We start from the raw sequence: 22,867 nt of genomic DNA, 5'->3' as shown, positions 1-22,867 counted from the left end.
TTCATTTCATCCTTTTTCATCTCGCCCTTGGCCATGCCGTCTTTCGCCATGGCATCTTTTGCCATGCCATCCTTGGCCATGTGATCCTTCTTCATGTGCTTCTTGGCCATCGGCTTCTTCATGCCGTCCTTGCCCATCGCATCCTTGTGCATGGCGTCTGCCGAAGCATCCTTGGCCATGGCATCTTTTTTCATGGCGTCCTGGGCGAAAGCGGCGCCCGACATGAGGATGGCGGAAGCGATGATGGCGGTGATGGTGGTTTTCATGATAGGTCCTTGTCTCAGTGTGGGATGGGCGAGATTGCCCGGTGGTAAAGCTGTTGCTGTGCTACAGGTGTTGCTTACTGCTAAATAACAGGAAGGCCGGGAGGTGGTCAGGGCCAGGCGCATTGCCGCAGGCAGTACGATTAGTACGACAAGGCAATGCAACGCCGCACTGGCCGGCTCCCCGGTCTTCCTAAGAGCCGCCGAACCAGTTGTATCCCTGATTCTCCCAATACCCTCCCGGATACGTATTCGTCACGAAAATCGCCTGGATGTGCTTGGGATTCTTGTAGCCCAGCTTGGTCGGCATACGCAATTTCATCGGATAGCCATACTTGGGCGGCAATTCCTGGCCGTCATACGTCAGGGCCATGATGGTTTGCGGGTGCAGGGCCGTGGCCATGTCGATGCTGGTGAAATAATCGTCGGCGCACTTGAAGCCGATGTATTTCGCCGTCGTGTCGGCGCCGACCCGCTTCAGGAAGTGGGAAAACGGCACGCCGCCCCACTTGCCGATGGCGCTCCAGCCTTCCACGCAAATGTGGCGCGTCACCTGCGTTTCCTGCGGCAACGCGCGCAGCTGCGGCAGGGTCCACGGCTTTTTGTCGGCGATCAAGCCGCTCAATTCCAGGCGCCACGCGTCGCCATCGACCTCTTCCACTTCATCCTCGCCGTAATACGCGTTGAAGGGGAACGGCCGCGTGATCATGGAATCGGGATACGTGGGCGCCAGCTTGCTCGGGTCGAACAGCCAGCCTTGCACCGTGTCATTCATGCGCGACACCGCCGTCAAGGCTGTCTCGATGGCGGACGGGTCGCTGGCGTTGCATCCCGTCAGCAGGGACAGGCCGCCCAGGGTCAAACTGCGCTGCAGGAACAGGCGCCGCGACGGCTGCTTGATCTGGCGCAAGGCGTCGTCCAGCATGGCCTGGCCCTGCTCTTGCACGATGATGGTTTTTTTCATGCTCATCTCCTTAGCGGCCGCGCAGCATGGCGACCAGGGTGCGCGGCACCAGCGCCACCATCAGCAGGTGCACGCCGACAAAGCCCGTCAGCAGCGCCATGGCGATGAAGTGGACCCTGCGCGCGCGCTCGTAGCCGCCCATCAGCTCGCGCAAGAGGGGAAATTGCACGGACTTCCACAGCACCAGGCCGGACAACACCAGCACGATGCAGTCAAGCATGACGAACAGGTAGGCGGCGCGCTGCACCATGTTGTAGTGGCGCGGGTCAGCATGGGCCAGCTTGCCCTTCAGCGCGGCGGCGAAATCGGCCAGCAGCAGGCGCGGCGACAGGGGAAAGAACTGGCGCCGCAGCCGTCCCGAGACGATATTGATAATCAGATACAGCAAGCCATTGGCCACCAGCAGCCACATGGCGGCAAAATGCCATTGCAGCGCGCCGCCGAGCCAGCCGCCCAGGGTCAGCGCGCGCGGCAGTTCGAACGGGAAGAATGGCGCCGCGTTATAAATGCGCCAGCCGCTGGTGGCCAGCACGACCACGGCCACGGCATTGAGCCAGTGCGTGATGCGCAGCCAGGCGGGGTGGATCACGTTTGCTTGTCCGTTCATCACATCGCTCCCTTCGCGCAGGATGCCGTGCTGACGGCTTGCAGGATGGCGCTGCTGTCGCTGCGCTGCACGAAGGCGACCACTTGCAGCTGCTCCGGACGCCAGCTGGCGGGCAGGTTGACTTCTCGGCGCAACTGGGCGCGGCCTTGCGCCAGCGCAACCGGTCCCAGCCACAGGCGCACGGCCGCATCGTGCTGCAGGGTGGCGCCGCGGTTTTCGCCGCGCAGCACTTTCGAGACGATCGCGCTTTCGCTGATGGCCACGTACAGCTGGCCGCCCGTCTGTGCGTCCGGCGCGCTGGCATGGGCTTCCAGCAGCAGCTTGCCACCTGGCCCCGGCGTGGCGGATAGGTCAATCTTGACGGGCGCGGCGGTGGCGTTGATGCGGCGGATGGCGGCCGGCAGTTGCGTATCCCAGCTGCGCAATTCCGTGCCGCCGACGAAAAACTGCGGCGTGTAGGCCACGTGGCGCGGCTGGTGGCGCAGCAATTCAGCCTGGCGCGCGTCGAATTGCGCCTGCGCCAGCGGATCCGTCCAGCCGATCTGGTCCCAGTAGGTGACGTGCAAGGCCAGCGGCACGATCAGGCTGGCCGCGCCCGCTTCCTTGCGCAAGGCGCTCAGGCGCTGGTCGGCGGGCGGGCAGCTGGAGCAGCCTTCGCTGCTGTACAGCTCCACCAGCGCCGCCGTCTGTGGCCCGCTTTGCACGGCGCAGCGCTGGCCGGCCGCCATTTGCGCCATGGCCGGGGCGACCACGGCCGCGCTCAGGACGGGTAAAAGCAGTGTTGCAAGGCGGTGCTTGATGTCCATGGTCGTTACCCGGTATATTGAAATAAGAAGCGTGCTTGCCTGTCAATTCGCCGCGATGGCCGGATTGGTTACAGCCACCCTCCATTATTTTTGAATTTATTTTTTTCAACGCCTGTCACCAAAGGCCTGCATGCAACGAATACCTGTAAGCGAACACCTGCATGGCACGGAACTGCGGCTGCATGGCTTGATGCTGCGCGGACTCGATGGCGATGCGGCGGCTTACCGCAGTTTCTTGCAAGCCACCAGCGGCCATTTGCGCGCGTTCCTGCGCAAACGCCTGCAGCGCTGGCCGGACGACGTGGAAGACCTGGTGCAGGAGTGTTTGCTGGCCATCCACAACCAGCGCTTGACCTACGATACGGGCGTGCCGCTGACGTCGTGGATTCATGCGATTGCGCGCTATAAATTGATCGACTGGCTGCGCCGGCATGCGCGGCGCGAGGCGCAGCACTTGCCGTATGACGAAGAAGATAGCGCGCAGGAACTGTTTTCCAGCGCCGACGCGGAGGCGGCCGAAGCCAGCCGCGACCTGGCCAAGCTGCTGGCCAGCTTGCCCGCGCAGCAGCGCGACGCCATCGTGCATACCAAGCTCGATGGCTGGTCCGTGCGCGACACGGCCGTGGCCATGCAGATTTCGGAAGCCAGCGTCAAAGTGGCCGTACATCGCGGCTTGAAAGCACTGGCGGCCAACTTGAGGATAACGACACCATGAAAACCGATGACTTGATCGCCATGCTGGCCAGCGGCCCCGACGTGGCCGCCGCGCCGCCGCCGGGCACGCACTGGCGCGCCGCGTCCACGTTGGGCGCCGGGCTGCTGGCCAGCGTGGCGCTGATGGCCATGCTGCTGGGCGTGCGGCCCAATCTGGAACAGCTGGCCCTGCTGCCCGACTTCTGGATCAAGGTCGGTTTCGTCATCTGCCTCTCCCTGGCGGCCTGGCATGTCAGCCGTCGCCTGTGCGTGCCGGGCGCCGCCACCCGGGCCCTGCCCCTGCTGCTCGCCATGCCCCTGCTGCTGATGTGGGCGCTGGGCGCCATCATCGTGCAAGAAGCGCCGCCCGAACAACGGGCCGAGCTGTTCTGGGGCGCCACCTGGCGCAGCTGCCCCTTGCTGATCGCCACCCTCTCCTTGCCCATCCTGGCCGCCGTGCTGCGCCTGATGCGCCAGTTGGCGCCCACGCGCTTGCGCCTGGCCGGCGCGGCTGCCGGCTTTGCCGCCGGCGCCATGGCAGCGCTCGTGTATTGCCTGCATTGCCCGGAACTGGCCGCCAGCTTCGTCGGCTTCTGGTACGTGCTGGGCATGCTGGTGCCGACCGCCATCGGCGCGGCCATCGGGCCCAAAGTGCTGGCCTGGTAAGCACACTCTCCCCGCAAGCGGGGCGCCGGTCAAGCGGGTTTCGAGCGTCTATCGTCTCCATATCCGCATACTCACGCATTCTCACACGCCTCGTGCACGCCTTCGCAAACGCCGCGACATAGCGCAACAGGCTATCGCCATCACTGGTGGCGGCGTCTCTTCTTGTCCACAAAATATTTTTTCTTACTGACGTGCAATATCCACGTAGATTCGACCTCGTGCGCCAGCCCCTGGTGATCGACGGCCGTTCATTCCGCTGCCCAAAATTAATTTGCAAGGAATGAATCCGATCGCGCTGGCGCTCCGTACAACTGATGCAGCCCCGTAATTCCCGCTAGTCCTACGTATGCACATAACAATCAGGGAGAATCGACATGTCATTGTTACACTCGAAAACCGCACTGGGCGCCGCCCTACTGGGCAACCTGCTGGCTTTGGCCATCGCGCCATCGGCCTTCGCTTCCAGCCACCGCGAAGCGCCGTTCATCACGCAAAACCCCAAAGTCGACGCCACCGACTTCTATATGTTCCGCAGCTATGAAACGGGGCGCGGCGCCTACACCACGCTGGTGGCCGACTATATTCCCCTGCAAGACGCGTACGGCGGCCCGAACTACTTCGCCATGGACCCGAACGCCCTGTATGAAATCCATATCGACAACAACGGCGACGGCAAGGAAGACCTCACCTTCCAGTTCCGCTTCACCAACACCATCAAGGATGGCCAGTTCACCGTAGGCGGCAAGAAAGTCTCGATTCCGCTCGTCATCAACGGCGGCGCCATCGATTCCGTCAACCCGGCCGGCCTGAACGTGCGCGAAACCTACAGCGTGACGGTGGTGCGGGGCGACCGCCGCACGGGCACGCGCAGCAGCGTCACCAACGCCAGCGGCGGCGGCACGACCTTCGACAAGCCGGTCGACAATATCGGCAACAAGGCCATCCCCAATTACGCCGCGTATGCCGCGCAGCATGTGTACGCCGTCAACATTCCCGGCTGCGCCACGCCGGCGCGCATGTTCGTCGGCCAGCGCAAGGACCCGTTCGTGGTCAACCTGGGCGAAACGTTCGACTTGATCAACATCAAGGCGCCCGCCACGGAGTTTGCCGCGAATGCGGAGTCCGCTGCCAAGGATGACCTGGCGAAGAAAAACGTCACGGCCATCGAGATGGAAGTGCCGACCGCCTGCCTGACGGCCGGCAGCGATCCCGTCATCGGCGGCTGGACCACGGCCAGCCTGCGCCAGGGCCGCTTGCTGAACCCGGCTCCCGGCACGGCCACCGCGGCCTCGAAGGAAGGCGGCGCGTGGGTGCAAGTGTCGCGCCTGGGCATGCCGTTGGTAAATGAACTGGTCATCGGCCTGAAGGACAAGGACCGCTTCAACGCCAGCAAGCCGTCGGGCGACGCGCAATTTGCCGACTACGTCACCAACCCCACGGCGCCAGCCCTGGTGGAAGTGCTGTACGGCTCGGCCGGCGCCAAGGCGCCCACCAACTTCCCCCGCAATGACCTGGTGGCCACCTTTTTGACGGGCATCAAGGGCGTGAACCAGCCCGTCACCGTGACGGCGTCCGAAATGCTGCGCCTGAATACCTCGATCGCCGCCACCAACGTCGGTGCGCAAAACCGCCTCGGCGTCATCGGCGGCGATAACGCGGGTTTCCCGAACGGCCGCCGCCCTGGCGACGACGTGGTCGACGTGGTCCTGCGCGTAGCCATGGGCAAGCTGTGCACCCTGAACATCGGCTGCGCCCCGGCCGACGCACCGGCCGGCGGCCTGCACTTCACGGATGGCGCCTTCCTTGACGAAACGTCGTTCACGGCAGGCTTCCCCTACCTGAAAAATCCCGTGGCCGGTTCGCCGCAGCTGTAACCAGGAGAACGCGATGAAAAAGCTCTATGCATGCAGCACCCTGGCGCTCACGGCCTTGCTGGCCGGCTGCGGTGGCGGCGGTAGCAGCAGCCACGGCGGCGATAGCGGTGGAATCAATCCTCCCCCCGTCGTCCTGCTCGACGCATTTTATGTGGCCGTCAGCAACGTCATCCTGACCACCAGCGATGACAAGGATGGCGTCGGCATCGACGCCATCATGGCGACGTCTCCGGAAAATACGGAGCCGGTACCACTGTAACGTGCGGGCGCCGGCGAGTGAGCTCTCCGGCGCCTATACCAATCACCGTCGATGGCGTCCACGATGAAAACACCGATTTCCCTGTTGTGCGCCTGCCTGCCCTTGCTGGCATGGGCCGCGCCCTACACGCCGAAAGATGGCGGCGCCGTCATCGAACAGCTACCGCGCCGCGCCGACGCCACGCAACTTGAACTGCGCGCCTTGCGCCAGCAATTGAATACCACCCCGCAAGACCTGGCCCAGGCCAGCGCCCTGGCGCAGCGCTACATTGCCCTGGCGCGCAGCGACACGGATCCGCGTTACCTCGGTTATGCGCAAGCGGCGCTGGCACCCTGGTGGCGGCAGGCTGCGCCGCCCGTCCCCGTGCGTTTGCTGCGCGCCACCATTTTGCAAAGCACCCACCATTTCGGCCCCGCCCTGCAAGACCTCGACGCCGTCATCGCGCAGCAGCCGCAAAACGGCCAGGCCTGGCTGACGCGCGCGACAGTCCTCACCGTGCAGGGCGACTACGCGAAGGCGACGGCCAGCTGCGCCCGGCTGTCGGCCTTGACAACGCAGCTCGTCACCGTCACCTGCCTTGCCAATATCGCCAGCGTCACGGGCCGCGCCGCCAGCAGCGAGCGCTTGCTGGAGCTGACCCTGCAAAGAAGCGCCGGCGCGGCGCCCGAACTGGAAAGCTGGGCCGCAACCCTGCTGGCGGAAATGGCCACGCGGCGCGGAGAGTGGGCGCTGGCCGAAGCGCGCTACACCAGGGCGCTGGCGCAGCAGCCGCGCGACAGCTATCTGCTGGGCGCCTACGCGGATTTCCTGCTCGACCGCCAGCGCCCGCAGGAAGTCGTCAAACTATTGAAAGAGCAGCAGCGCATCGACGCCCTGCTGCTGCGTTACGCGCTGGCCTTGCAGGCGCTGCCCGGCCAGCAGGCAGCCTTCCTGGCGGCGAAAGCGGAACTGGCGGCCCGCTTCAACGCCGCCATGCAGCGCGGCGACACCGTGCACCAGCGCGAGCAAGCCCGTTTCGCCCTGTTTGTGCAACAGGATGTGCCGGCCGCCCTGCAACTGGCGCAGAAAAACTGGGCCATCCAGAAGGAAGTGCCCGACATGCGCATCTTGCTGGAAGCAGCGCTGGCCGCGCGCAACTATTCGGCGGCACAGCCCGTACTGGCCTGGATCACAGCGAATGGTGTGGAAGACGTGGCCCTGCAGCGGCTCGTCAGGCAGCTGGGGCCGCAGGATGGGCAGAAACTCAGTAGTGCAAAGAAAGTGGGTGCCCTGTGAAACTGCGCCTGCCTTGCATGGTTTTGCTCCTGTGGATGTGGCTCGCGCCCGCGCAAGCCCACAAGCCCAGCGACAGCTACCTGAGCCTGGCCGTGCACGGCCAGCAGATCGACGGGCAATGGGATATCGCCCTGCGCGACCTCGATTTCGCCATCGGCCTCGATGGCAATGGCGACGGCGCGCTGACGTGGAATGAAATCCGCGCGCGCCACGCCGCCATCGCCGCCTACGCCTTGCAGCGCCTGCAGGTGGCCAGCGACCAGGGCGTGTGCCCTTTGAAAGCCGTCGAGCAGCTGATCGACAAGCACACGGACGGCGCCTACAGCGTGCTGCGCTTCCAGGCCAGCTGCCCCGGCGCCGCCCCGGCCAGTCTCGCCATCGGCTACACCCTGTTCGCCGACCTCGATCCGCAGCACAAGGGCTTGTTCAAGGTCAATAGCGGCGGCAATACGCAAACGGCCATCTTCGACCCGGACAGCCCGCGCCAGACGATTTCACTGGCCGCGCCCGACCGCCTCGCGCAGTTCGGCGCCTACGTCAAGCACGGCATCTGGCATATCTGGATCGGCTACGACCATATTTTGTTTTTGCTGTCTTTACTGCTGCCGGCCGTGCTGCTGCCTGGTATAAGCGAGCAACAAAAGCGCTTAAACCCGACGGCAGAAAACCGGGGTCGGACCCTGAGGGTCCGACCCCAGACTTTGCATCTGGGTTTGAATGCGGCTTTTATTGACGTTTTCAAAGTCGTCACGGCGTTCACTTTGGCCCATTCCATCACCTTGAGCCTGGCAAGCCTCTCGCTCATCTCGCTGCCATCGCGCTGGGTGGAGTCGGCCATTGCCGCTTCCGTGATCCTGGCCGCGCTGAACAATCTGCTACCGCTGTTCCGCGGCAAGCGCCCCGTGGCCGCCTTTGCGTTTGGCCTGATCCACGGTTTCGGCTTTGCCAGCGTGCTGCGCGACCTGGGCTTGCCGCAGGGTTCCTTGCTGGCCAGCCTGCTGGGCTTTAACGTGGGCGTGGAACTGGGCCAGCTGGCCATCGTCGCCGCCTTCCTGCCCCTCGCCTGGCTGCTGCGCAAGACGTGGTTGTACCGGCAAATGCTGACCGTGGGCTCGCTGGCCATCGCGCTGGTGGCGTGCGTGTGGCTGGTGGAGCGGCTGGCTGATATCAAGCTGATTTCAGCCTGACGGCGTTGTTGGACAGCCACTAGCGAGCCACAAGCGCGCGCAATCGGGCTACAATACGAACAATTCTCAATCGCATCAAGGCCGGACTGTCCCGCGGACCATGGCATGGAAAGGTTGCATGCTACGCCCCGAACTGGAACTGCATCGGCAAATCGAAGTGCTCTACAGCGACCACCATGGCTGGCTGCAGGGCTGGCTGCGCCGTAAATTGGGCAACGCCTTCGATGCGGCCGACCTGGCGCACGACACCTATCTGCGCATCCTCGCGCGCGGCCGCGCACCCGAGCCGGACGAATCGCGCCAGCATCTGGCGCAGATCGCCAACGGCCTCGTGGTCGACCTGTTCCGCCGCCGGCATATCGAGTCAGCCTACGCGGACGCCATCGCCGCGCAGCCGGAAGCGGCCGCACCCACGCCGGAAACGTGCGCGCTGATCGTCGAAGCGCTGATGGAAATCGACGCCATCCTGGCCAGCCTGCCAAATAAGGTACGCGAGGCCTTTTTGCTGTGCAAACTGGACGGCATGGCCTACGCCGACATCGCCGCGCGCCTCGACGTTTCCGTCTCGTCGGTGGAAAAATACATCGCCCGCGCCCTGCTGGCCTGCTGCGCGGCGCAATTCGCATGAGTTCCCAGCTCGATAGCGCGCCCATCGCCCCCGCCGTGCTGCAGCGCGCCGCCGAATGGATGGCGCGGCTGTGGGCGGAGGACGCCAGCGCGGCCGATGCCGACGCCTGCGCGGCCTGGCGCGCCTCCCACCCCGAGCACGAACGGGCCTGGGCCCGGCTGCAGCGCTTCACCCGGCAATTCGAGGTCCTGCCGCGCGAAGTGGCGCGCGGCGCCCTGACGCCAGCACCGCGCCATGCCATCGGCCGCCGGCGCGCCTTGCAGCTGCTGGGCCTGATCGCGACGGGCGGCGGCACGGCCCTGCTGGTGCACGAAACGGACCTGTGGCAGCGGGCCGCCGGCGATTACCGCACATCGGTCGGCGAGACGCGCGGCATCACGCTGGCCGACGGCACCCAAGTGGTGCTGGACACGGCCACCGTCATCGACGTGGCATACAGCGCTGGCGAACGGTGCATCGTGCTGCGCGCCGGCGCCATCCTCGTCACCAGCGCGCACGAAGCGACGTCCCCTTATCGTCCGCTGCTGGTGGCAACGCCGCAAGGCACGGCCACGGCGCTGGGCACGCGTTTTAGCGTGCGCCTCGATGACGGCGAGAGCCGTGTCGCCGTGTTCCAGGGCGCAGTCGCCCTGCAGCCATCGCAAGACAACGCCGCGCCGGTACACCTGCAGGCGGGCCAGCAGGCCGGCTATACGCGACTGGTGGTGCAAGACGTAACGAACGTCGAAAACAGCGCCGCCGCCTGGGCCGATGGCAGCCTGGTGGCCGAGCGCATGCGCCTGGACCAGCTGCTGGCCGAGCTGGGACGCTACCGCCACGGCGTGCTGCGCTGCGACGAGTCCATCGCCGGCCTGCGCGTGACGGGCGTGTATTCGCTGCGCGACACGGACCGCTCGCTGGCCAACCTGGCCGCCAGCCTGCCCGTGCAACTGCGCTACCGCACGCGCTACTGGGTCAGCGTAGGACCGCGCCCCGCCGCCTGAAAAATATATGCAAAATAAGTGAAAAAACGTTGAGGGTTTTGGCTTTTCGTTCGGAATACGGGAAGAACCGATTTTTTCCCCGCCACTTTCCAAGGATTTGCACCATGCCCCCTCGCCTGAGCGCACCCGCGCACAAACTGCGTCCATTTCCCCTCGCTGCCACCATCCAGGCCCTGTTCCTGGCTGGCGCCGCAGCCGGCGCCCTGGCCGTCACGGCACCAGCCGCCCACGCCCAGACGTTAGAGACTACGCAAGCGAAACGCCAGTACGCGGTGCCCGCCGGACCGCTGGAACGGGCCTTGACCACGTTCGCCAGCGCGGCCGGCGTGGAACTGTCGGCCGATGCGGCCCTGTTGCAGGGCAAGCACAGCGGCGGCCTGGCGGGCAGCTACACGGTGCGCCAGGATTTCGAGGAACTGCTGCGCGGCCAGGGCGTGCGCGTGGTGGCGGGCGCCAACGGCGCGTATGCGCTGCGGGCGGAGAATGCACCAGCGCCGGCAGGCGCACAGACGGCACCGGCCCAGGCCAGCGCCACCCTGCCCGCCATCACCATCAATGCCAGCAGCGAACGCGAAACAGCGACGGGCCCCGTGCGCGGCTATGTGGCGCGGCGCGCCGGCTCGGCCACCAAGACGGATACGGCCCTGCATGAAAACCCGCAATCCGTGTCCATCGTCACGGCCGATGAAATCAGCGACCGCAATGCCGAATCGCTCGACGAGACCCTGCGCTACACGGCCGGCGTGACGCCGAACCAGCGCCCGCTGGGCAGCGACGACTCCTCGCTGCTGCGCGGTTTCACCATCGAGACGAACGGCATCCTGCAAGATGGCTTGCGCAATTCGGGCCGCACCTTTGGCGCCTCGATCGAACCGTATGGCCTGGAACGCCTGGAAGTGCTGCGCGGCCCCGCGTCCGTGCTGTACGGGCAGATTCCGCCGGGCGGCATGGTCAACGCCGTCAGCAAGCGTCCCAGCGCGGACGCCGTGCGCGAAGTGGGGATTGAGTACGGCAGCTACCAGCGCCGCCAGCTGAAAGCCGACGTGGGCGGCGCCATCGACGCGCCGGGCGCCTGGACTTACCGGGTCGTCATGCTGGGCCGCGAAGCCCATACGCGGCTGGACCGCGACCGCGACAACCGCCTGTACTTCGCCCCCTCGCTGACGTGGCAGGCCGGCCCCGCCACGCGTCTGACTCTGCTGGCCCGCTACGAGCAGGACAACCAGCAGTACGCGTTTCCCAACCAGCTGCTGCAGCCTGGCCCGCGCGGCCAGGTCGATCCAGAAGTCAACCTGATGGGCGACGATAACCGCTTCAAGCGCCGCAACACCATGCTGGGCTACGAGTTCGAGCACACGTTCAACGATACCTGGTCGCTGCGCCAGAACCTGCGCTACACGCGCCTGAAGAACGACCGCACGGACATGTTCCCCGGCGGCCTGAATGACGACGGCACGGTGGAGCGCTATTTCATGCCCGTCGATACGGCGTCGAAAAGCCTGTTCGCCGATACGCAGCTGCAGGCGAAGTTTGCCACGGGCGGCCTGGCGCACCAGGTGCTGCTGGGCGTCGATTACGCGAATATCCGCAACACGGACGACTACCGCCACCAGAAGGGTTTTATCGAGCCGATCGACCTGTACCAGCCCGCGTATGGCAAGCAGCCCCTGGTTCCGGCCAAAGCGCCCACGCGCGCTGAAGCGCCGTCGCGCCAGCTGGGCCTGTATGCGCAGGATCAATTGAAATGGGACCGCTGGGTCGTCACGGCGGGCCTGCGCCGCGACAAAGCCACGCAGTCGCGCGACGTCACCGATCTGCATAGCGGCGCCGTCAAACCCGACTTCCACCAATCGCCATCGGCCACCACGGGCCGCGTGGGCGCCGTCTACCTGTTCGATGGCGGCTGGGCGCCGTATGTCAGCTACGCCACCTCGTTCTCGCCCGAACTGGGCATCACGGCCAACGGCGACGCCTTGAAGCCGTCGCGCGGCAAGCAGTTCGAAGCGGGCGTGCGCTACGAACCCGTGGGCCAGCGCGCCAGCTATACGGCGGCCGTGTTCGACCTGGTGCGCGACAACGTCACCACGTCCGACATCGGCAACCCGGGCCGCCTGCAGCAAACGGGGAAAGTCGGTTCGCGCGGCGTGGAACTGGAAGCGCGCACGGAGCTCGCCAGCCGTCTGAGCCTGATCGCCCAATACACCTACCTCGATACGGAGGTCACAAAGAGCAATAACGGCGACCTGGGCTTGCAGCAGGCGGGCGCACCGCGCCACAGCGCCTCGGCCTGGGCGCGCCAGTCGTTCACGCTGGCCGGCAGCCTGCCCGCGTATGCGGCGCTGGGCATGCGTTTTCTCGGCGCCATGCGCTCGAACTCCGACGGCGAAAACCTGAATATCCGCAATGGCGGCCTGACGCAGTGGGATGCGGCGCTGGGCGTGTCGCGCGGGCCATGGCAGTTCGCCCTCAATGTGAACAATGTGCTGAACAAGCAGACCCTGTATGACTGCGGCTACCTGCCCAACCTGTGCTACCGCAACGCCGAACGCACGGCCAACGTCAGCGCGATGTACAGGTTCTGATGCGCCCTGTCTTGGCGGCCATGCACCGCTATGCCGGCCTGCTGATGGCCGGCTTCCTCATCGTCGCCGGCGTGACGGGCAGCGCGCTCGCGTGGAAGGATGAACTGGAGGCGGCCATGCTGCCCGCCGTCTTCCGCGTGGCGCCGCCCACGCCGGGCGCGATGCCGCTCGACGCCCTGCTGCTGCGCGAATCCGTCGCCGCGCGCTTTCCCCAAGCGCAGGTGAGCTACGCGCCGCTGTCGGCGCCACAAGGCCACAGCATGGTGTTTTACCTGCGTCCGGCGGCCGACGCGCCGCTGGCCAGCGACGAGGTGTTCGTCGATCCCTACACGGGCGCGATTCTTGGCCAGCGCCGCTGGGGCGCCATCAGCCAGGGCGCCATCAATCTGCTGCCCTTCATCGAGCGCCTGCATTACGCCCTGGCGCTGGGCGACACAGGCTTGCTGGTGTTCGGTCTGGTCGCCATCGTGTGGACGATCGACTGCTTCATCGGCGCCGCCCTGACCTTCCCCGCGCGCCTGAAGAAACGCGCGCCGGGCGCGAAACCGTGGCTGCTGCACTGGCGGCCGTCCTGGCTGCTGCGCCGCAATGGCGGCAGCTATAAACTCATATTCGACCTGCACCGCGCGGGCGGACTGTGGCTGTGGGCCATGCTGCTGGTGTTTGCGTGGAGCGGCGTCGCCTTCAACCTGTACGGCGCCTATGCGGCCGTCATGCATCCGCTGTTTGCCCACCAGGGTACCGAAGAAATCGTCGCGCGGCACACGCCGTCGCCGGGGCTGCGGCTGGACTGGCCGGCCGCGCGCGCGCAGGGCCGCCAGTTGATGGACGCGCTGGCGCGCCAGCACTCTTTCACGATCATCGAGGAAAATGCGCTGGCCTACGAGCGCGCGCTGGGCGTGTACAGCTACAGCGTGCGCAGCAGCCGCGACGTGCGCGCCCACAAGGGCTTGACCACCGTCTTTTTCGACGCAGCCAGCGGCCGGCAACTGGCCACTTGGCTACCCACGGGCGCGGCCAGCGGCGACACCATCCGCAGCTGGATCAGCGCCCTGCACATGGCCTCGATGTGGGGCTGGCCCTTCAAACTGTTCATCTGCGCCATGGGCGTGCTGGTGGCGGGCCTGAGCGTGACGGGCGTGCTGATCTGGCGCCGCAAGCGGCAGGGGCAAGCCAGGGCCAGGGCGCTAAGCCATTAATCAGGAAAAGCCGATGAACGCCACCGGCACAACCTGCGTCAGCCACACGCCATTGTCCGATACATAAAACGCGTGGCCCTGCGCCCGCATGGCGGCCGCATCCACCGTCAGCACGACGGGCTTGCCATGGCGCGCGCCGACGGCCACGGCCGTTTCACGGCTGGACGACAAGTGCACGTGATTGCGCGATCCCGGCAGCAAACCGCCGGCGCGGATCGCCTCGACAAAGCGGCTGGCCGTGCCGTGGTACAGCGTGGCGGGCGGGGTGGCGGGCGGCAAGGCGATATCGACGGCCGCCAGCGTATGCCCCTGGTTGGCGCGGATGCGGAAGCCGTCGGCACTGATCGCGTAGCGCGTCTTGCTGTCGCGCGCCACCACCTCATCTAATTGTTCACGGGAAAGGCGTCGGCCATGCTGGGCAGCCAGCGCCAGCAGCTGGCCGATGTCGGCCCAGCCTTGGGCATCGAGCGTCAAGCCGATTTTCTCGGGGGCGTGGCGCAGGATCAGGGAAAGGAATTTGCTGGTATTTACCAAGTGATCTGTCATGCCCCAGTCTACCGTTTTCAGAACCCATATGACAAGGTCAGGCGCGCGGAACGGGGCTCGACCGGATGGAAATGCCGGTCGTTCACCCCTTCCGTGGCCTCGCCGGGCAGGCGCGACGCGTAGTAATAATCGATGTCGCTGGCGCGCTTGTCGAACAGGTTGAACACGTCGAGCGCAATGCGCGTCTTGCGGTTGAGCTGATACGACACGCGCGCGTAGGCCAAGGTGGTGGAAGCGGAGCGCACGCTATTGTCCTCGATCAAGGGACGAGGGCCGAAGTAGCGCAGCTGCAAGGCGCCCGACCACGGCCCCTGATCCGTCACCGTGACGCCGAACGAGGCCACCTTGTCAATCGAGCCGGGGATAAAATTGCCGGCGGGGTCGTTTTCCGTATAGCGCGAGCGCGAGGCGGCCAGGTCCAGGTCGAACAGCAGCCATGGCGCGGCTATGTAATGGTTGTTCCACTCGATGCCGTGGCGGCGGCTGGCGCGGCTCGGCTCCGTCTCGCCCGCGTCACCGACGAACAGCAATTCCGACGCGATGTCGAGGCGCCACAGGGCCAGCGAACTTTGCAGTCCCGGCAGCCATTCCGTGCGCGCGCCCAATTCCATGCCTTTCGTCGGCGCCAAAGGCGTGACTGGCGTGGACGGCTCGCCATCGGCCAGGCGCGTCTGCGTCGTGCCGCGCGCGTCGTTGCTATGAAAACCTTTTCCGTAGTTCACGAAGAATTCCGTCTTGCTCCAGGGACCAAGGATCAATGACAGCTTGGGCGACACCACGTGGTCATTCGCCGCGCCGCTGTTGCCGGCAATACTGCTGTCCACATTGAAACGGTAGGCGTCATAGCGCACGCCCGCCACGGAACGCAGCCAGGGCAGCCATTGCACGGTGTTTTCCCCATACAGGCCGATGCTGGCTTCGCGCACCCTGTCTTCGCGCACCGTGCTTTGCCGTACTCTCTCCACCGTGTTGTACAGGCCCACGGGCGACAAGCGGTCATAGCGCGCCTGCACTCCCAGCTTGTTGCGCAGGGGAAGACCGAACAGCTGCGTGGCCCAGCTTTCGCTGGCGTTCACGCCCGCCACCGTGCGCCGCTCGCTTTGCTGGAACTGGTCGCCCTGTTCCGGATCGGCAAGGAAGTAGGTGAAATCGCTATTGAGTTCCAGCTGCGAGCGGATCAGGTAGGCGTCGAGTTCAAACAAGCGGTTTTCCGTGCGCTTGCGCATCGCGTACGACAGGCTGGTGCGCGAGGTGTCGCCGCCGTCGCTGGGCGCCAGGCTGCCGAAACGGCCGATCTGGCCCGATTCCACGGCCCGCAGCGGCACCTGGTCGGTGGCGTTCCAGCTGTTTTTATACGCCATACCCGTCACGCTGAAACCGTCATCTTGCGTGCCCTGGCTGTAGCGCAGCACGCCGCTGACCTTGCGCACGCGCTCCGGCACGTCCCAGGGACCGTTGTTGCGGTTCACTTCCAGGCCAACCAGCAAGGTGCCAGACCCGGCCGCGACCGAATCGGCGACGACGCCGCGCACATAGCCGTGCTGGCCCAAGGACACGCTGGCCTGGCCTTGCGGCAACTTATCGGCCAGGCGGATGCGGGCGCTACCCGCCGAGGCGAAATCACCCTCGCCGGCAAAATACGGCCCCTTCTTGTAATCGATACGCTGCACCAGCTCGGGAATGAGGAAATTGAGGTCGGAATAGCCTTGGCCGTGCGCATGCGTGCGCATGTTGACGGGCATGCCGTCGACATGGGTGGCGAAATCCGTGCCATGGTCGAGGTTAAAACCGCGCAAGAAATACTGGTTGGCCTTGCCGTCGCCGCTGTGCTGGGTGACGATCAGCCCAGGCACGAATTCCAGCAACTCGCCCGTACGCAAGGCAGGCCGGTTGACAATCAATTCAGTAGTGATGACGCCCTGGCTGGCCGCATCCGAGGTGCCGACGGCGTTGTCGTAATGGCCCGCCACTCTTACCGTGCGCGCCTCATCGGCGATGGCGACGGCCTCGGCCGGGTCCTGCGCCGCCGCCTGACGCCCCATGCCCAACAATGCCAGTGCACAAGCTGCTACCAGTTTGCGTTTTCTCAATCGCATCGCGTCTCCAGTTTTTATGATGTCAATATGGGCCCACGGCCTGGTCTAGCCTACCCGATATATACGTGGATGGCAGCTTGTTTGGATTCAGTATTTTTTGAAGGAACGATCATGGACCTGGGCGACAGCACCGGCAAGGCAACAAACGCCGCCGCCGTGCGCAAGCGCGATGCGCTGCCATATATCCTGCTGTTCATCCTGCTGGCGGGTTTGCTGGCCGTGCTGGCAGGCGCCCTGCTGCCGCCCTACTACCACGCCGTACCGGCACTGCTGTGGAGCCTGGGATTTTGCGTCAGCGGCATGCTGCTGGGATTCCTGTTCGGCATACCGCGCACCCTGCCATCGGGCACCGTCAACGCAGCCCCGCCCGACGAGCGCACCAATGGCAAGGCCCGCCCCACGGACGAGCCGCCGGCCGCCGGGGCCGATGCGGCGGCCGCAAACCCCAGCAATACCCTGTTCCTGGGCACGCCCACGCCCATGGAAATCAACTCGAATCTGGTGGAAGTGTCGGACTGGCTGACGAAAATCATCGTCGGCGTGGGCTTGATCGAGCTCAAAAGCCTGCCCGGCAGCGCGCGCAGCATGGCCGCCTTCATCGCACCGAGCCTGGCCACCGATACGGGCACAGCCATGGCCGTCGTGGGCGGCATCATGCTGTTCTTTTCCGTGCATGGTTTTTTGATCGGCTACCTGCTCACGCGCATCTACCTGTCCATCATGATCAAGCGGGCCGACAGCATGGTCAAGAACGAATCCGTGCGCCTGGAGAGCGGCAAGGAAATCGAAGTGACGGAACTGAGCCGTTTGCAGCAAAAATCGCTCGACGACATGCAGGAAGCCGTCACGCAGCTGCTGCTGGCCCATCCGCCGGACGGGGACGCGGCCGTCACGGCCCTGGCCGGCATGCCGGCGGAGAAAAAACCCGCCAGCCTGGTGCTGTGGCTGGACGACCACCCGCGCAACAATACCTTGCTGGTGGAGCAGTTGGAACGGGAAAACATCAAGGTGGACCAGGCCGTATCGACGCGGCAGGCGCTGGCCATGCTGCAACAGAAGCCTTACGCGCTGTTCATCACGGACATGGCACGGGTGGAAAACCGCCGCCGCATCAAGGATGCGGGCGTGCGCACGGTGCGCGAAGTGCGCCAGGCGCTGCCCGCGCTACCGATCATCGTGTATTGCAGCAAAGATACGGTCGCCAGTTACGGCACGGAAGCGGAGGCGGCCGGCGCCCGTTTCATCACCACGTCGGGCACCAGCCTGCTGGCAGCCGTCAACAAGCTATTGCATGAGGAACGCCAGGATGGTGATCAATCCACCCGGTAATGGTAGCTGCCCACGTAATGCAGCGAACTGCGCTGCGGGTGCGCCAGCTGGTTCGGCGCAAACACGCACACGCTCGTGTCAGCCAGCAAGTGCTGCCCATCCGCGTCCGCGCACGCCTGCGCCAGCCAGCTGTCGCCATACGACACGCCATCGAGCAACTGTGCCAGCGGCACGGGCGAGGCCAGCATGGCGCTTTCAAAGCAGGCCGGCTCATAGCACGCGAGGCGCGTTTCCAGGAAGAACGGCGACGGCACGGCATCGCCATCCTCCGTGTACGTGGGTGACAAATAGGCCTGCAGCGCTTCCCAGCTGGAAAAACGGCCGCTGCAGGCAAACACGTGGACGATGGGCAAGCTGCCGGACACGCTTACAGCTTCTCCATCTTTTGCCGCACGGCCGGAGCCGTCGCCGCCGTCGGCGCCAGTTCCAGATAGGTTTTATAGGCGGCCTTGGCTTTGGCCGCATCGCCGGCCTTGGCATAGGCGTCGCCCAGGTTCAAATAGGCGATGGCGCGCGACGGATCCATCTTGACCGTGTTTTCAAACCAGCGGGCCGCTTCGCGGAACTTTTCCTGCTTGTAGAAAACAAAACCCAGGTTATTCGCCGCCAGCGCGAAGTCGGGACGCAATTTCAGCGCTTCCGTAAATTGCGCTTCCGCCGCCGCATACTGTTTCTCCTTGTACAGCTGCAAGCCACGGTCGTTGGCCCGCTGCGCCAGTTGGCGCGTCGAGCTCGGCACGGCGCCCGGCGTGACGATCTTCTGTTCGCCGCCCTGCAAATCCTTCACCGTCACGCTGGCCGCCGCCGGTTTCGCATCGAGCTTGCTGTTCAGGGCGATGGCTTCCGTCGACAACTGCGTCGTGTTCGGGCTGAGGAATTCCGTCTCGCCCGGCAATTCAAACACGAAATCGCCCCCCTCCGAGCCAGGCAAGCTGCCGAACGCGGGCGTCTGGTTCGATACGCTGGACACGGCCGGCGCCACGTAGGCCGCCAGTTCCGTGGCCGTGATGAGGCCGTCGCCGTTCAGGTCGCCCTTGCCCGCCAGGCCCTGCAGCAGGGTCCACGTGAACACGGAGTGGCCGTTCGGCCCGCCGTCGGCCACCAGCTGGTCGCCGCCGCCAGCCGTCAGCATTTGCCGGCCGATGCGCTTGGCGTTGTCGCGCAGGAAGGAACTGGAACCGGCGCCGCGTGTCAGGCCCAGGCCGCTGTAGCAGGCATCCATGACGAAGAACGCGTGCTTGGCCGTCAGGGATTCCGCGATATTCTGGATTTCCGTCATCGGGATCGCATCCGTGGCGAACTGCGCCGGGTCGGAATCAACGGGCACGATGTAGCCGAGGTCGCGTCCCGAGCTCAGCTTGCGCGTGGCGCCGTGGCCGGCGAAAAAGACGAAGATGCGGTCATTCTTTTGCACGCCGCCGTGGGCCAGCTTGTCGTGGAAGGCGGCCAGGATGTTGTTGCGCGTCGCTTCGCCATTTTTCAGGGTCACGACGCGCTCTGGCGCAAACGCAAACTTTTCAATCAGCGTTTCGCGGATGCCTTGCGCGTCGCGCACCGCATATTGCAATTTCGGCCACTTCGCGTAATCGTCGATGCCGATCACGACGGCCCAGGAATTGGCGTAACCGGTGGTCACGGGCACTTTTTCCGGCGCGGGCGCCGTGCTTTTCGCCACCTGGAAGCTGGTGCCATCCCAGCCTGCGAATTGATAGCCTTCGGCGATCAGCTTGTCGAGCACGGCTGGCAAGGCTTTGACCGTGCGCTCGTGGATATCGTGGAACAACACGATGCCGCGTCCCGCCTTGTCGACGGACGCCAGCACGCGGTTCGTGATGGAACTAGGCACGGGGTCGGCCCAGTCCAGCGAATCGATATTCCACATCACGGATTTCAAATGGGCGTCGGCCAGCGCGGCCATGCCTTCGCTGTTGCGCGCGCCATACGGGAAGCGGAACAGCGCGGCCCGCTCGGGGCTGATGGCCTTCAATAAAGTGTCGGTGCCGAGGATTTCGCCTTTCAGCTTGTCGCCCGTCTGTTTCGACAATTGTGCGTGACTGAAACTGTGGTTACCTACGGCATAGCCTTCTTTCATCAGCTTGCGGCTTACTTCCGCGCCCGCGTTCAGCTTGGCGTGGCCTTGCGCATCGAGCGAACCGAGGTTGCGGCCCACGTTGAAGAACACGGCCGGTACGCCATATTGTTTCAAAATGGCGCTGATTTCTTCCGTGTAGCGGCGGTGCGGGCCGTCGTCAAAGGTCAGCACGATGGTTTTCTTCGGCAAGCCCAGGCCGAAGATTTCCGCCTCATCTTTTTTTGGCACGGGCTTGGCTTCGGGCACGGAACCAGCCGGGGGTACTGCGTACGGTACGACGATGCCGTTTTCCTTCAAAATCTGTTCGCGGTTGTAGAGTTTTTTCAGCTGGGCCACATAATCGTCCCAGCGTTCGCGCTTGAGCTCGATGGCGCGCTGGCCCAGGTTGCCGAAGATTTGCCGGATTTCCTTCTCGTAATTGCGCTCGATCTCGCCCAGCGCATCGAGGTCTTCGGAAATACGCTTGTGCAGCTTGATGGCGGGCAAGGACGAATCCTTGGCCACGTCGGCCAGCATGCTTTGCAGCAGTTCACGAAAAGCCAGGCGGTCCGCGTCATACAGGCCGGGATCGGATTCGATATACGTCAACAGGCTGTCGAGCGCCTCGAAGCGGCCCGGATTGGTGGGCGCCGTCAGCTGGTCGAGCGCAAGATCGAGCTTGGCGATGCGTTCCTGGTTTTCATGGAACAGCGCCTGCCCCACTTTACGGGCTTCGTCGCGCGCGCCTTCCGGCAGACTTTGCTCGTCAGCCAGCAGCACGATGATCTTGCGGAAATTGCCCAGCAAGTCGCGGAACTGGCTGGCTACGGCGGCCGTATCGACGGTCGATTGGGCGGCGGCCGGGCTGCCCGATGCGGGTGCGCCGGGCGTGGCGGTGGCTGCGGGACGCGTGTAGCTATAAATGCCGGCACCAGCGGCGAGTGCCACGACAACGGTGGCGGCGATCTTGATCGGTTTGGAAGTCACAGGCTTGTCATTCCCTTCACATACTATGCATAGAATTCAGATGGCGCGGATGCGCACGATGCATAATTGTAAAGCACGCCTGGCACAAGCTCAGCCCGCACGATGAATTTCGGCAATAATATCGCCGAACACCTCCATAGATAGTGAAAACGGAAAAGACGATGCACAAGAAACTCTGCGCCGCGGCGCTGATGCTGGGCGTGGCCCTGATGCTGCTGCAACTGCGCGCGCATGCGGGCGACGACGTGATCAATGTGGCGGGACGCGTATGCCTGCCGCATTGAACACCTGAGCAAGCCGAACCGTGTAGCTGTCACGGCTCCGGGTCGAAATGCTTGCGCAAGCCTTGCCAGCACTCGAAATAATCGTTTTGCAGCAGTTCACTGTTCAAGGCGAATGGCGTGGGCTTGAGGATGGTGCGCGTCTCGAACATGAAGGCCATGGTGTCGGCCACCTTCACGGGTGCGGACGTGTCGCTGTGCGATGCCTTCTCAAAGGTCTGCGCATCGGGACCGTGGCCGGACATGCAGTTGTGCAGGCTGGCGCCGCCCGGCACGAAGCCGGCCGCCTTGGCGTCGTACACGCCGTGGATCAGTCCCATGAATTCGCTGGCCACGTTACGGTGGAACCAGGGCGGGCGGAACGTGTGTTCGGCGGCCAGCCAGCGCGGCGGGAAGATGGCAAAGTCGATGGCGCCAAATAGCGGGTTCTCGCTCGGTGCCTGCAGCACGAGGAAGATCGACGGGTCCGGATGGTCGTAGCTGATCGAGCCGATGGTGTTAAAACGGCGCAAATCGTATTTATAGGGCGCGTAATTGCCATGCCAGGCCACGACGTCCAGCGGTGAATGGTCGAGCGTGGTGCGCCACAGGTGGCCGCCGAACTTGGCCAGCAGTTCGCACGCGCCGTCGATGTCTTCGTAGGCCGCGTGCGGCGTGAGGAAATCGCGGCTGTTGGCCAGGCCGTTCGAGCCGATGGGGCCCATGTCCGGCAGGCGGAAGGCCGTGCCGAAGTTTTCGCACACATAGCCGCGCGCCGCGCCATCGGGCAGGGTCACGCGGAAGCGCACGCCGCGCGGGATCACGGCGATTTCCTGCGGTGCCAGCTCGATCAAGCCCAGTTCCGTGGCGATCGCCAGCCTGCCCTCCTGCGGCACGACCAGCAATTCGCCATCGGCCGAGTAAAAGAAGCGCTGCATCGAGCGGTTGGCAGCGTACACGTGGATGGCGCAGCCGCACATCGTTTCTGCGCTGCCATTGCCGGCCATCGTTTGCCAGCCGTCGATGAAGTCCGTTGGCGTCGCGCCGTCGGGCAACGGCAGCGGGTCCCAGCGCAGCTGGTTCGGCGGCGTGGGGGGCATGGCGTGGAAATCGCTGACGATGCGGGTATTTTCCGCCAGGGTAAATGGCGGATGCTGGCTGGCGGGGCGGATGCGGTACAGCCACGAACGCCGGTTTTGCGCGCGCGGCGCCGTGAAGGCCGTGCCCGACAATTGTTCCGCATACAGGCCCAATGGCGCCTGCTGCGGCGAATTCTGCCCCTGCGGCAAGGCGCCGGGCACGGCTTCCGTGGCAAATTCGTTGCCGAAGCCGCTTTGGTAGCCGGCGCCGATCATGCCCCCTCCGCCAGGCCGTCGGCCGCGTCGCGCAGCAAGCCCTGCACCACGTCGGCCTTGCCGATGGCGCCCATGGCCAGCAAGGCGAAGCGGGCCAGGAACAGGGGCGAACGCTGCTCGCCCAGGCCGCCCATGGTGTGGCACAGCTCGGTGTAAAGATTATCCAGTTCGATGTCGGTCATGTTTTTGCCTCTTCTCTGGCTCTCGCCATTTTTAACCCCTTGCCAATTCCGGGGT

22 protein-coding genes are annotated in these 22,867 nt (G+C 64.8%); 12 read left to right on the top strand and 10 right to left on the bottom strand.

What is annotated here, in order from left to right; all coding sequences use genetic code 11:
- From HWE17_RS26450 to HWE17_RS26435, 4 genes are all read right to left on the bottom strand, one after another.
- Nucleotides 1-266 (bottom strand): pentapeptide MXKDX repeat protein (locus HWE17_RS26450; protein ID WP_176390834.1); only part of this gene is annotated, 266 nt, incomplete at its 3' end.
- A gap of 190 nt (nucleotides 267-456) precedes the next feature.
- Nucleotides 457-1,233, bottom strand: a complete 777-nt coding sequence (locus tag HWE17_RS26445; protein WP_176390833.1) for a molybdopterin-dependent oxidoreductase — start codon at nucleotides 1,231-1,233, stop codon at nucleotides 457-459.
- Between the two features lie 4 nt (nucleotides 1,234-1,237).
- A complete protein-coding gene (locus HWE17_RS26440) occupies nucleotides 1,238-1,834 on the bottom strand; it encodes a cytochrome b/b6 domain-containing protein (RefSeq protein WP_099402103.1) in 597 nt (198 codons plus the stop codon).
- Nucleotides 1,834-2,640 carry a DUF1223 domain-containing protein gene (locus HWE17_RS26435; protein WP_176390832.1) on the bottom strand — a complete coding sequence of 269 codons (807 nt, stop codon included), beginning with the start codon at nucleotides 2,638-2,640 and terminating at the stop codon, nucleotides 1,834-1,836. The genes HWE17_RS26440 and HWE17_RS26435 overlap by 1 nt, the downstream gene beginning before the upstream one ends.
- Nucleotides 2,641-2,770: 130 nt before the next feature.
- On the opposite strand from HWE17_RS26435, the gene HWE17_RS26430 reads away from it, so the two are divergent.
- The 10 genes from HWE17_RS26430 to HWE17_RS26385 all read left to right on the top strand — a co-directional run bounded on the left by HWE17_RS26430 (nucleotide 2,771) and on the right by HWE17_RS26385 (nucleotide 13,986).
- Nucleotides 2,771-3,355 carry a sigma-70 family RNA polymerase sigma factor gene (locus HWE17_RS26430; protein ID WP_176390831.1) on the top strand — a complete coding sequence of 195 codons (585 nt, stop codon included), beginning with the start codon at nucleotides 2,771-2,773 and terminating at the stop codon, nucleotides 3,353-3,355.
- A complete protein-coding gene (locus HWE17_RS26425; protein ID WP_176390830.1) occupies nucleotides 3,352-3,999 on the top strand; it encodes an NrsF family protein in 648 nt (215 codons plus the stop codon). Before HWE17_RS26430 ends, HWE17_RS26425 begins: the two co-directional genes overlap by 4 nt.
- 374 nt (nucleotides 4,000-4,373) lie before the next feature.
- A complete protein-coding gene (locus tag HWE17_RS26420) occupies nucleotides 4,374-5,873 on the top strand; it encodes a DUF4331 domain-containing protein (protein ID WP_176390829.1) in 1,500 nt (499 codons plus the stop codon).
- A gap of 13 nt (nucleotides 5,874-5,886) precedes the next feature.
- Entirely contained in the window at nucleotides 5,887-6,132 is a 246-nt protein-coding gene (locus HWE17_RS26415; RefSeq protein ID WP_176390828.1) for a hypothetical protein, read from the top strand.
- Between the two features lie 63 nt (nucleotides 6,133-6,195).
- A complete protein-coding gene (locus HWE17_RS26410; protein WP_176390827.1) occupies nucleotides 6,196-7,407 on the top strand; it encodes a tetratricopeptide repeat protein in 1,212 nt (403 codons plus the stop codon).
- Between the two features lie 17 nt (nucleotides 7,408-7,424).
- On the top strand, nucleotides 7,425-8,594 hold the full coding sequence (locus HWE17_RS26405; protein ID WP_176390826.1) for a HupE/UreJ family protein: 1,170 nt from the start codon (nucleotides 7,425-7,427) through the stop codon (nucleotides 8,592-8,594).
- A 118-nt stretch (nucleotides 8,595-8,712) separates the two neighbouring features.
- Nucleotides 8,713-9,222 carry a sigma-70 family RNA polymerase sigma factor gene (locus tag HWE17_RS26400; RefSeq protein ID WP_176390825.1) on the top strand — a complete coding sequence of 170 codons (510 nt, stop codon included), beginning with the start codon at nucleotides 8,713-8,715 and terminating at the stop codon, nucleotides 9,220-9,222.
- Nucleotides 9,219-10,205 carry a FecR domain-containing protein gene (locus HWE17_RS26395; RefSeq protein WP_176390824.1) on the top strand — a complete coding sequence of 329 codons (987 nt, stop codon included), beginning with the start codon at nucleotides 9,219-9,221 and terminating at the stop codon, nucleotides 10,203-10,205. Before HWE17_RS26400 ends, HWE17_RS26395 begins: the two co-directional genes overlap by 4 nt.
- Before the next feature lie 104 nt (nucleotides 10,206-10,309).
- Entirely contained in the window at nucleotides 10,310-12,787 is a 2,478-nt protein-coding gene (locus tag HWE17_RS26390; protein ID WP_176390823.1) for a TonB-dependent siderophore receptor, read from the top strand.
- Entirely contained in the window at nucleotides 12,787-13,986 is a 1,200-nt protein-coding gene (locus HWE17_RS26385; RefSeq protein ID WP_176390822.1) for a PepSY domain-containing protein, read from the top strand. The genes HWE17_RS26390 and HWE17_RS26385 overlap by 1 nt, the downstream gene beginning before the upstream one ends.
- On the opposite strand, the gene HWE17_RS26380 is transcribed toward HWE17_RS26385, so the two are convergent.
- Nucleotides 13,987-14,532 (bottom strand): RNA 2'-phosphotransferase, encoded by a 546-nt coding sequence (locus HWE17_RS26380; protein WP_176390821.1) that lies wholly within the window; start codon nucleotides 14,530-14,532, stop codon nucleotides 13,987-13,989.
- 17 nt (nucleotides 14,533-14,549) lie between these two features.
- Nucleotides 14,550-16,628 (bottom strand): TonB-dependent receptor, encoded by a 2,079-nt coding sequence (locus HWE17_RS26375; protein ID WP_176390820.1) that lies wholly within the window; start codon nucleotides 16,626-16,628, stop codon nucleotides 14,550-14,552.
- A 111-nt stretch (nucleotides 16,629-16,739) separates the two neighbouring features.
- On the opposite strand from HWE17_RS26375, the gene HWE17_RS26370 reads away from it, so the two are divergent.
- Nucleotides 16,740-17,957: a response regulator gene (locus tag HWE17_RS26370; RefSeq protein ID WP_176390819.1), complete on the top strand. Its 1,218-nt coding sequence runs from the start codon at nucleotides 16,740-16,742 to the stop codon at nucleotides 17,955-17,957.
- On the opposite strand, the gene HWE17_RS26365 is transcribed toward HWE17_RS26370, so the two are convergent.
- Nucleotides 17,942-18,322, bottom strand: a complete 381-nt coding sequence (locus tag HWE17_RS26365; protein ID WP_176390818.1) for an immunity 22 family protein — start codon at nucleotides 18,320-18,322, stop codon at nucleotides 17,942-17,944. The two genes, HWE17_RS26370 and HWE17_RS26365, sit on opposite strands and share 16 nt — an antisense overlap.
- A 2-nt stretch (nucleotides 18,323-18,324) precedes the next feature.
- The gene (locus HWE17_RS26360) at nucleotides 18,325-21,015 is read right to left on the bottom strand and encodes a polysaccharide deacetylase family protein (protein WP_176390817.1); all 2,691 of its coding nucleotides are present in this window, start codon (nucleotides 21,013-21,015) and stop codon (nucleotides 18,325-18,327) included.
- A 161-nt stretch (nucleotides 21,016-21,176) separates the two neighbouring features.
- Between HWE17_RS26360 and HWE17_RS28835 the strand changes: the two genes are divergently transcribed.
- Entirely contained in the window at nucleotides 21,177-21,299 is a 123-nt protein-coding gene (locus HWE17_RS28835) for a hypothetical protein (protein WP_255206395.1), read from the top strand.
- Between the two features lie 29 nt (nucleotides 21,300-21,328).
- Here the strand turns inward: HWE17_RS28835 and hmgA are convergent, their stop codons facing one another.
- Together hmgA and HWE17_RS26350 are read right to left on the bottom strand one after the other, a co-directional pair.
- Complete coding sequence (hmgA, locus tag HWE17_RS26355; protein WP_176390816.1) at nucleotides 21,329-22,630, bottom strand: homogentisate 1,2-dioxygenase; 1,302 nt, start codon at nucleotides 22,628-22,630, stop codon at nucleotides 21,329-21,331.
- Nucleotides 22,627-22,812 (bottom strand): DUF2783 domain-containing protein, encoded by a 186-nt coding sequence (locus HWE17_RS26350; RefSeq protein WP_099377313.1) that lies wholly within the window; start codon nucleotides 22,810-22,812, stop codon nucleotides 22,627-22,629. Before HWE17_RS26350 ends, hmgA begins: the two co-directional genes overlap by 4 nt.
- Nucleotides 22,813-22,867: the final 55 nt, after the last annotated feature.

Source organism: Janthinobacterium sp. BJB401, assembly GCF_013372745.1.
Classification (GTDB): Bacteria; Pseudomonadota; Gammaproteobacteria; order Burkholderiales; family Burkholderiaceae_D; genus Janthinobacterium; species Janthinobacterium rivuli.
Note: the sequence above shows the minus strand (reverse complement) of the source record. Positions and strands in the feature narration are given on the sequence as shown.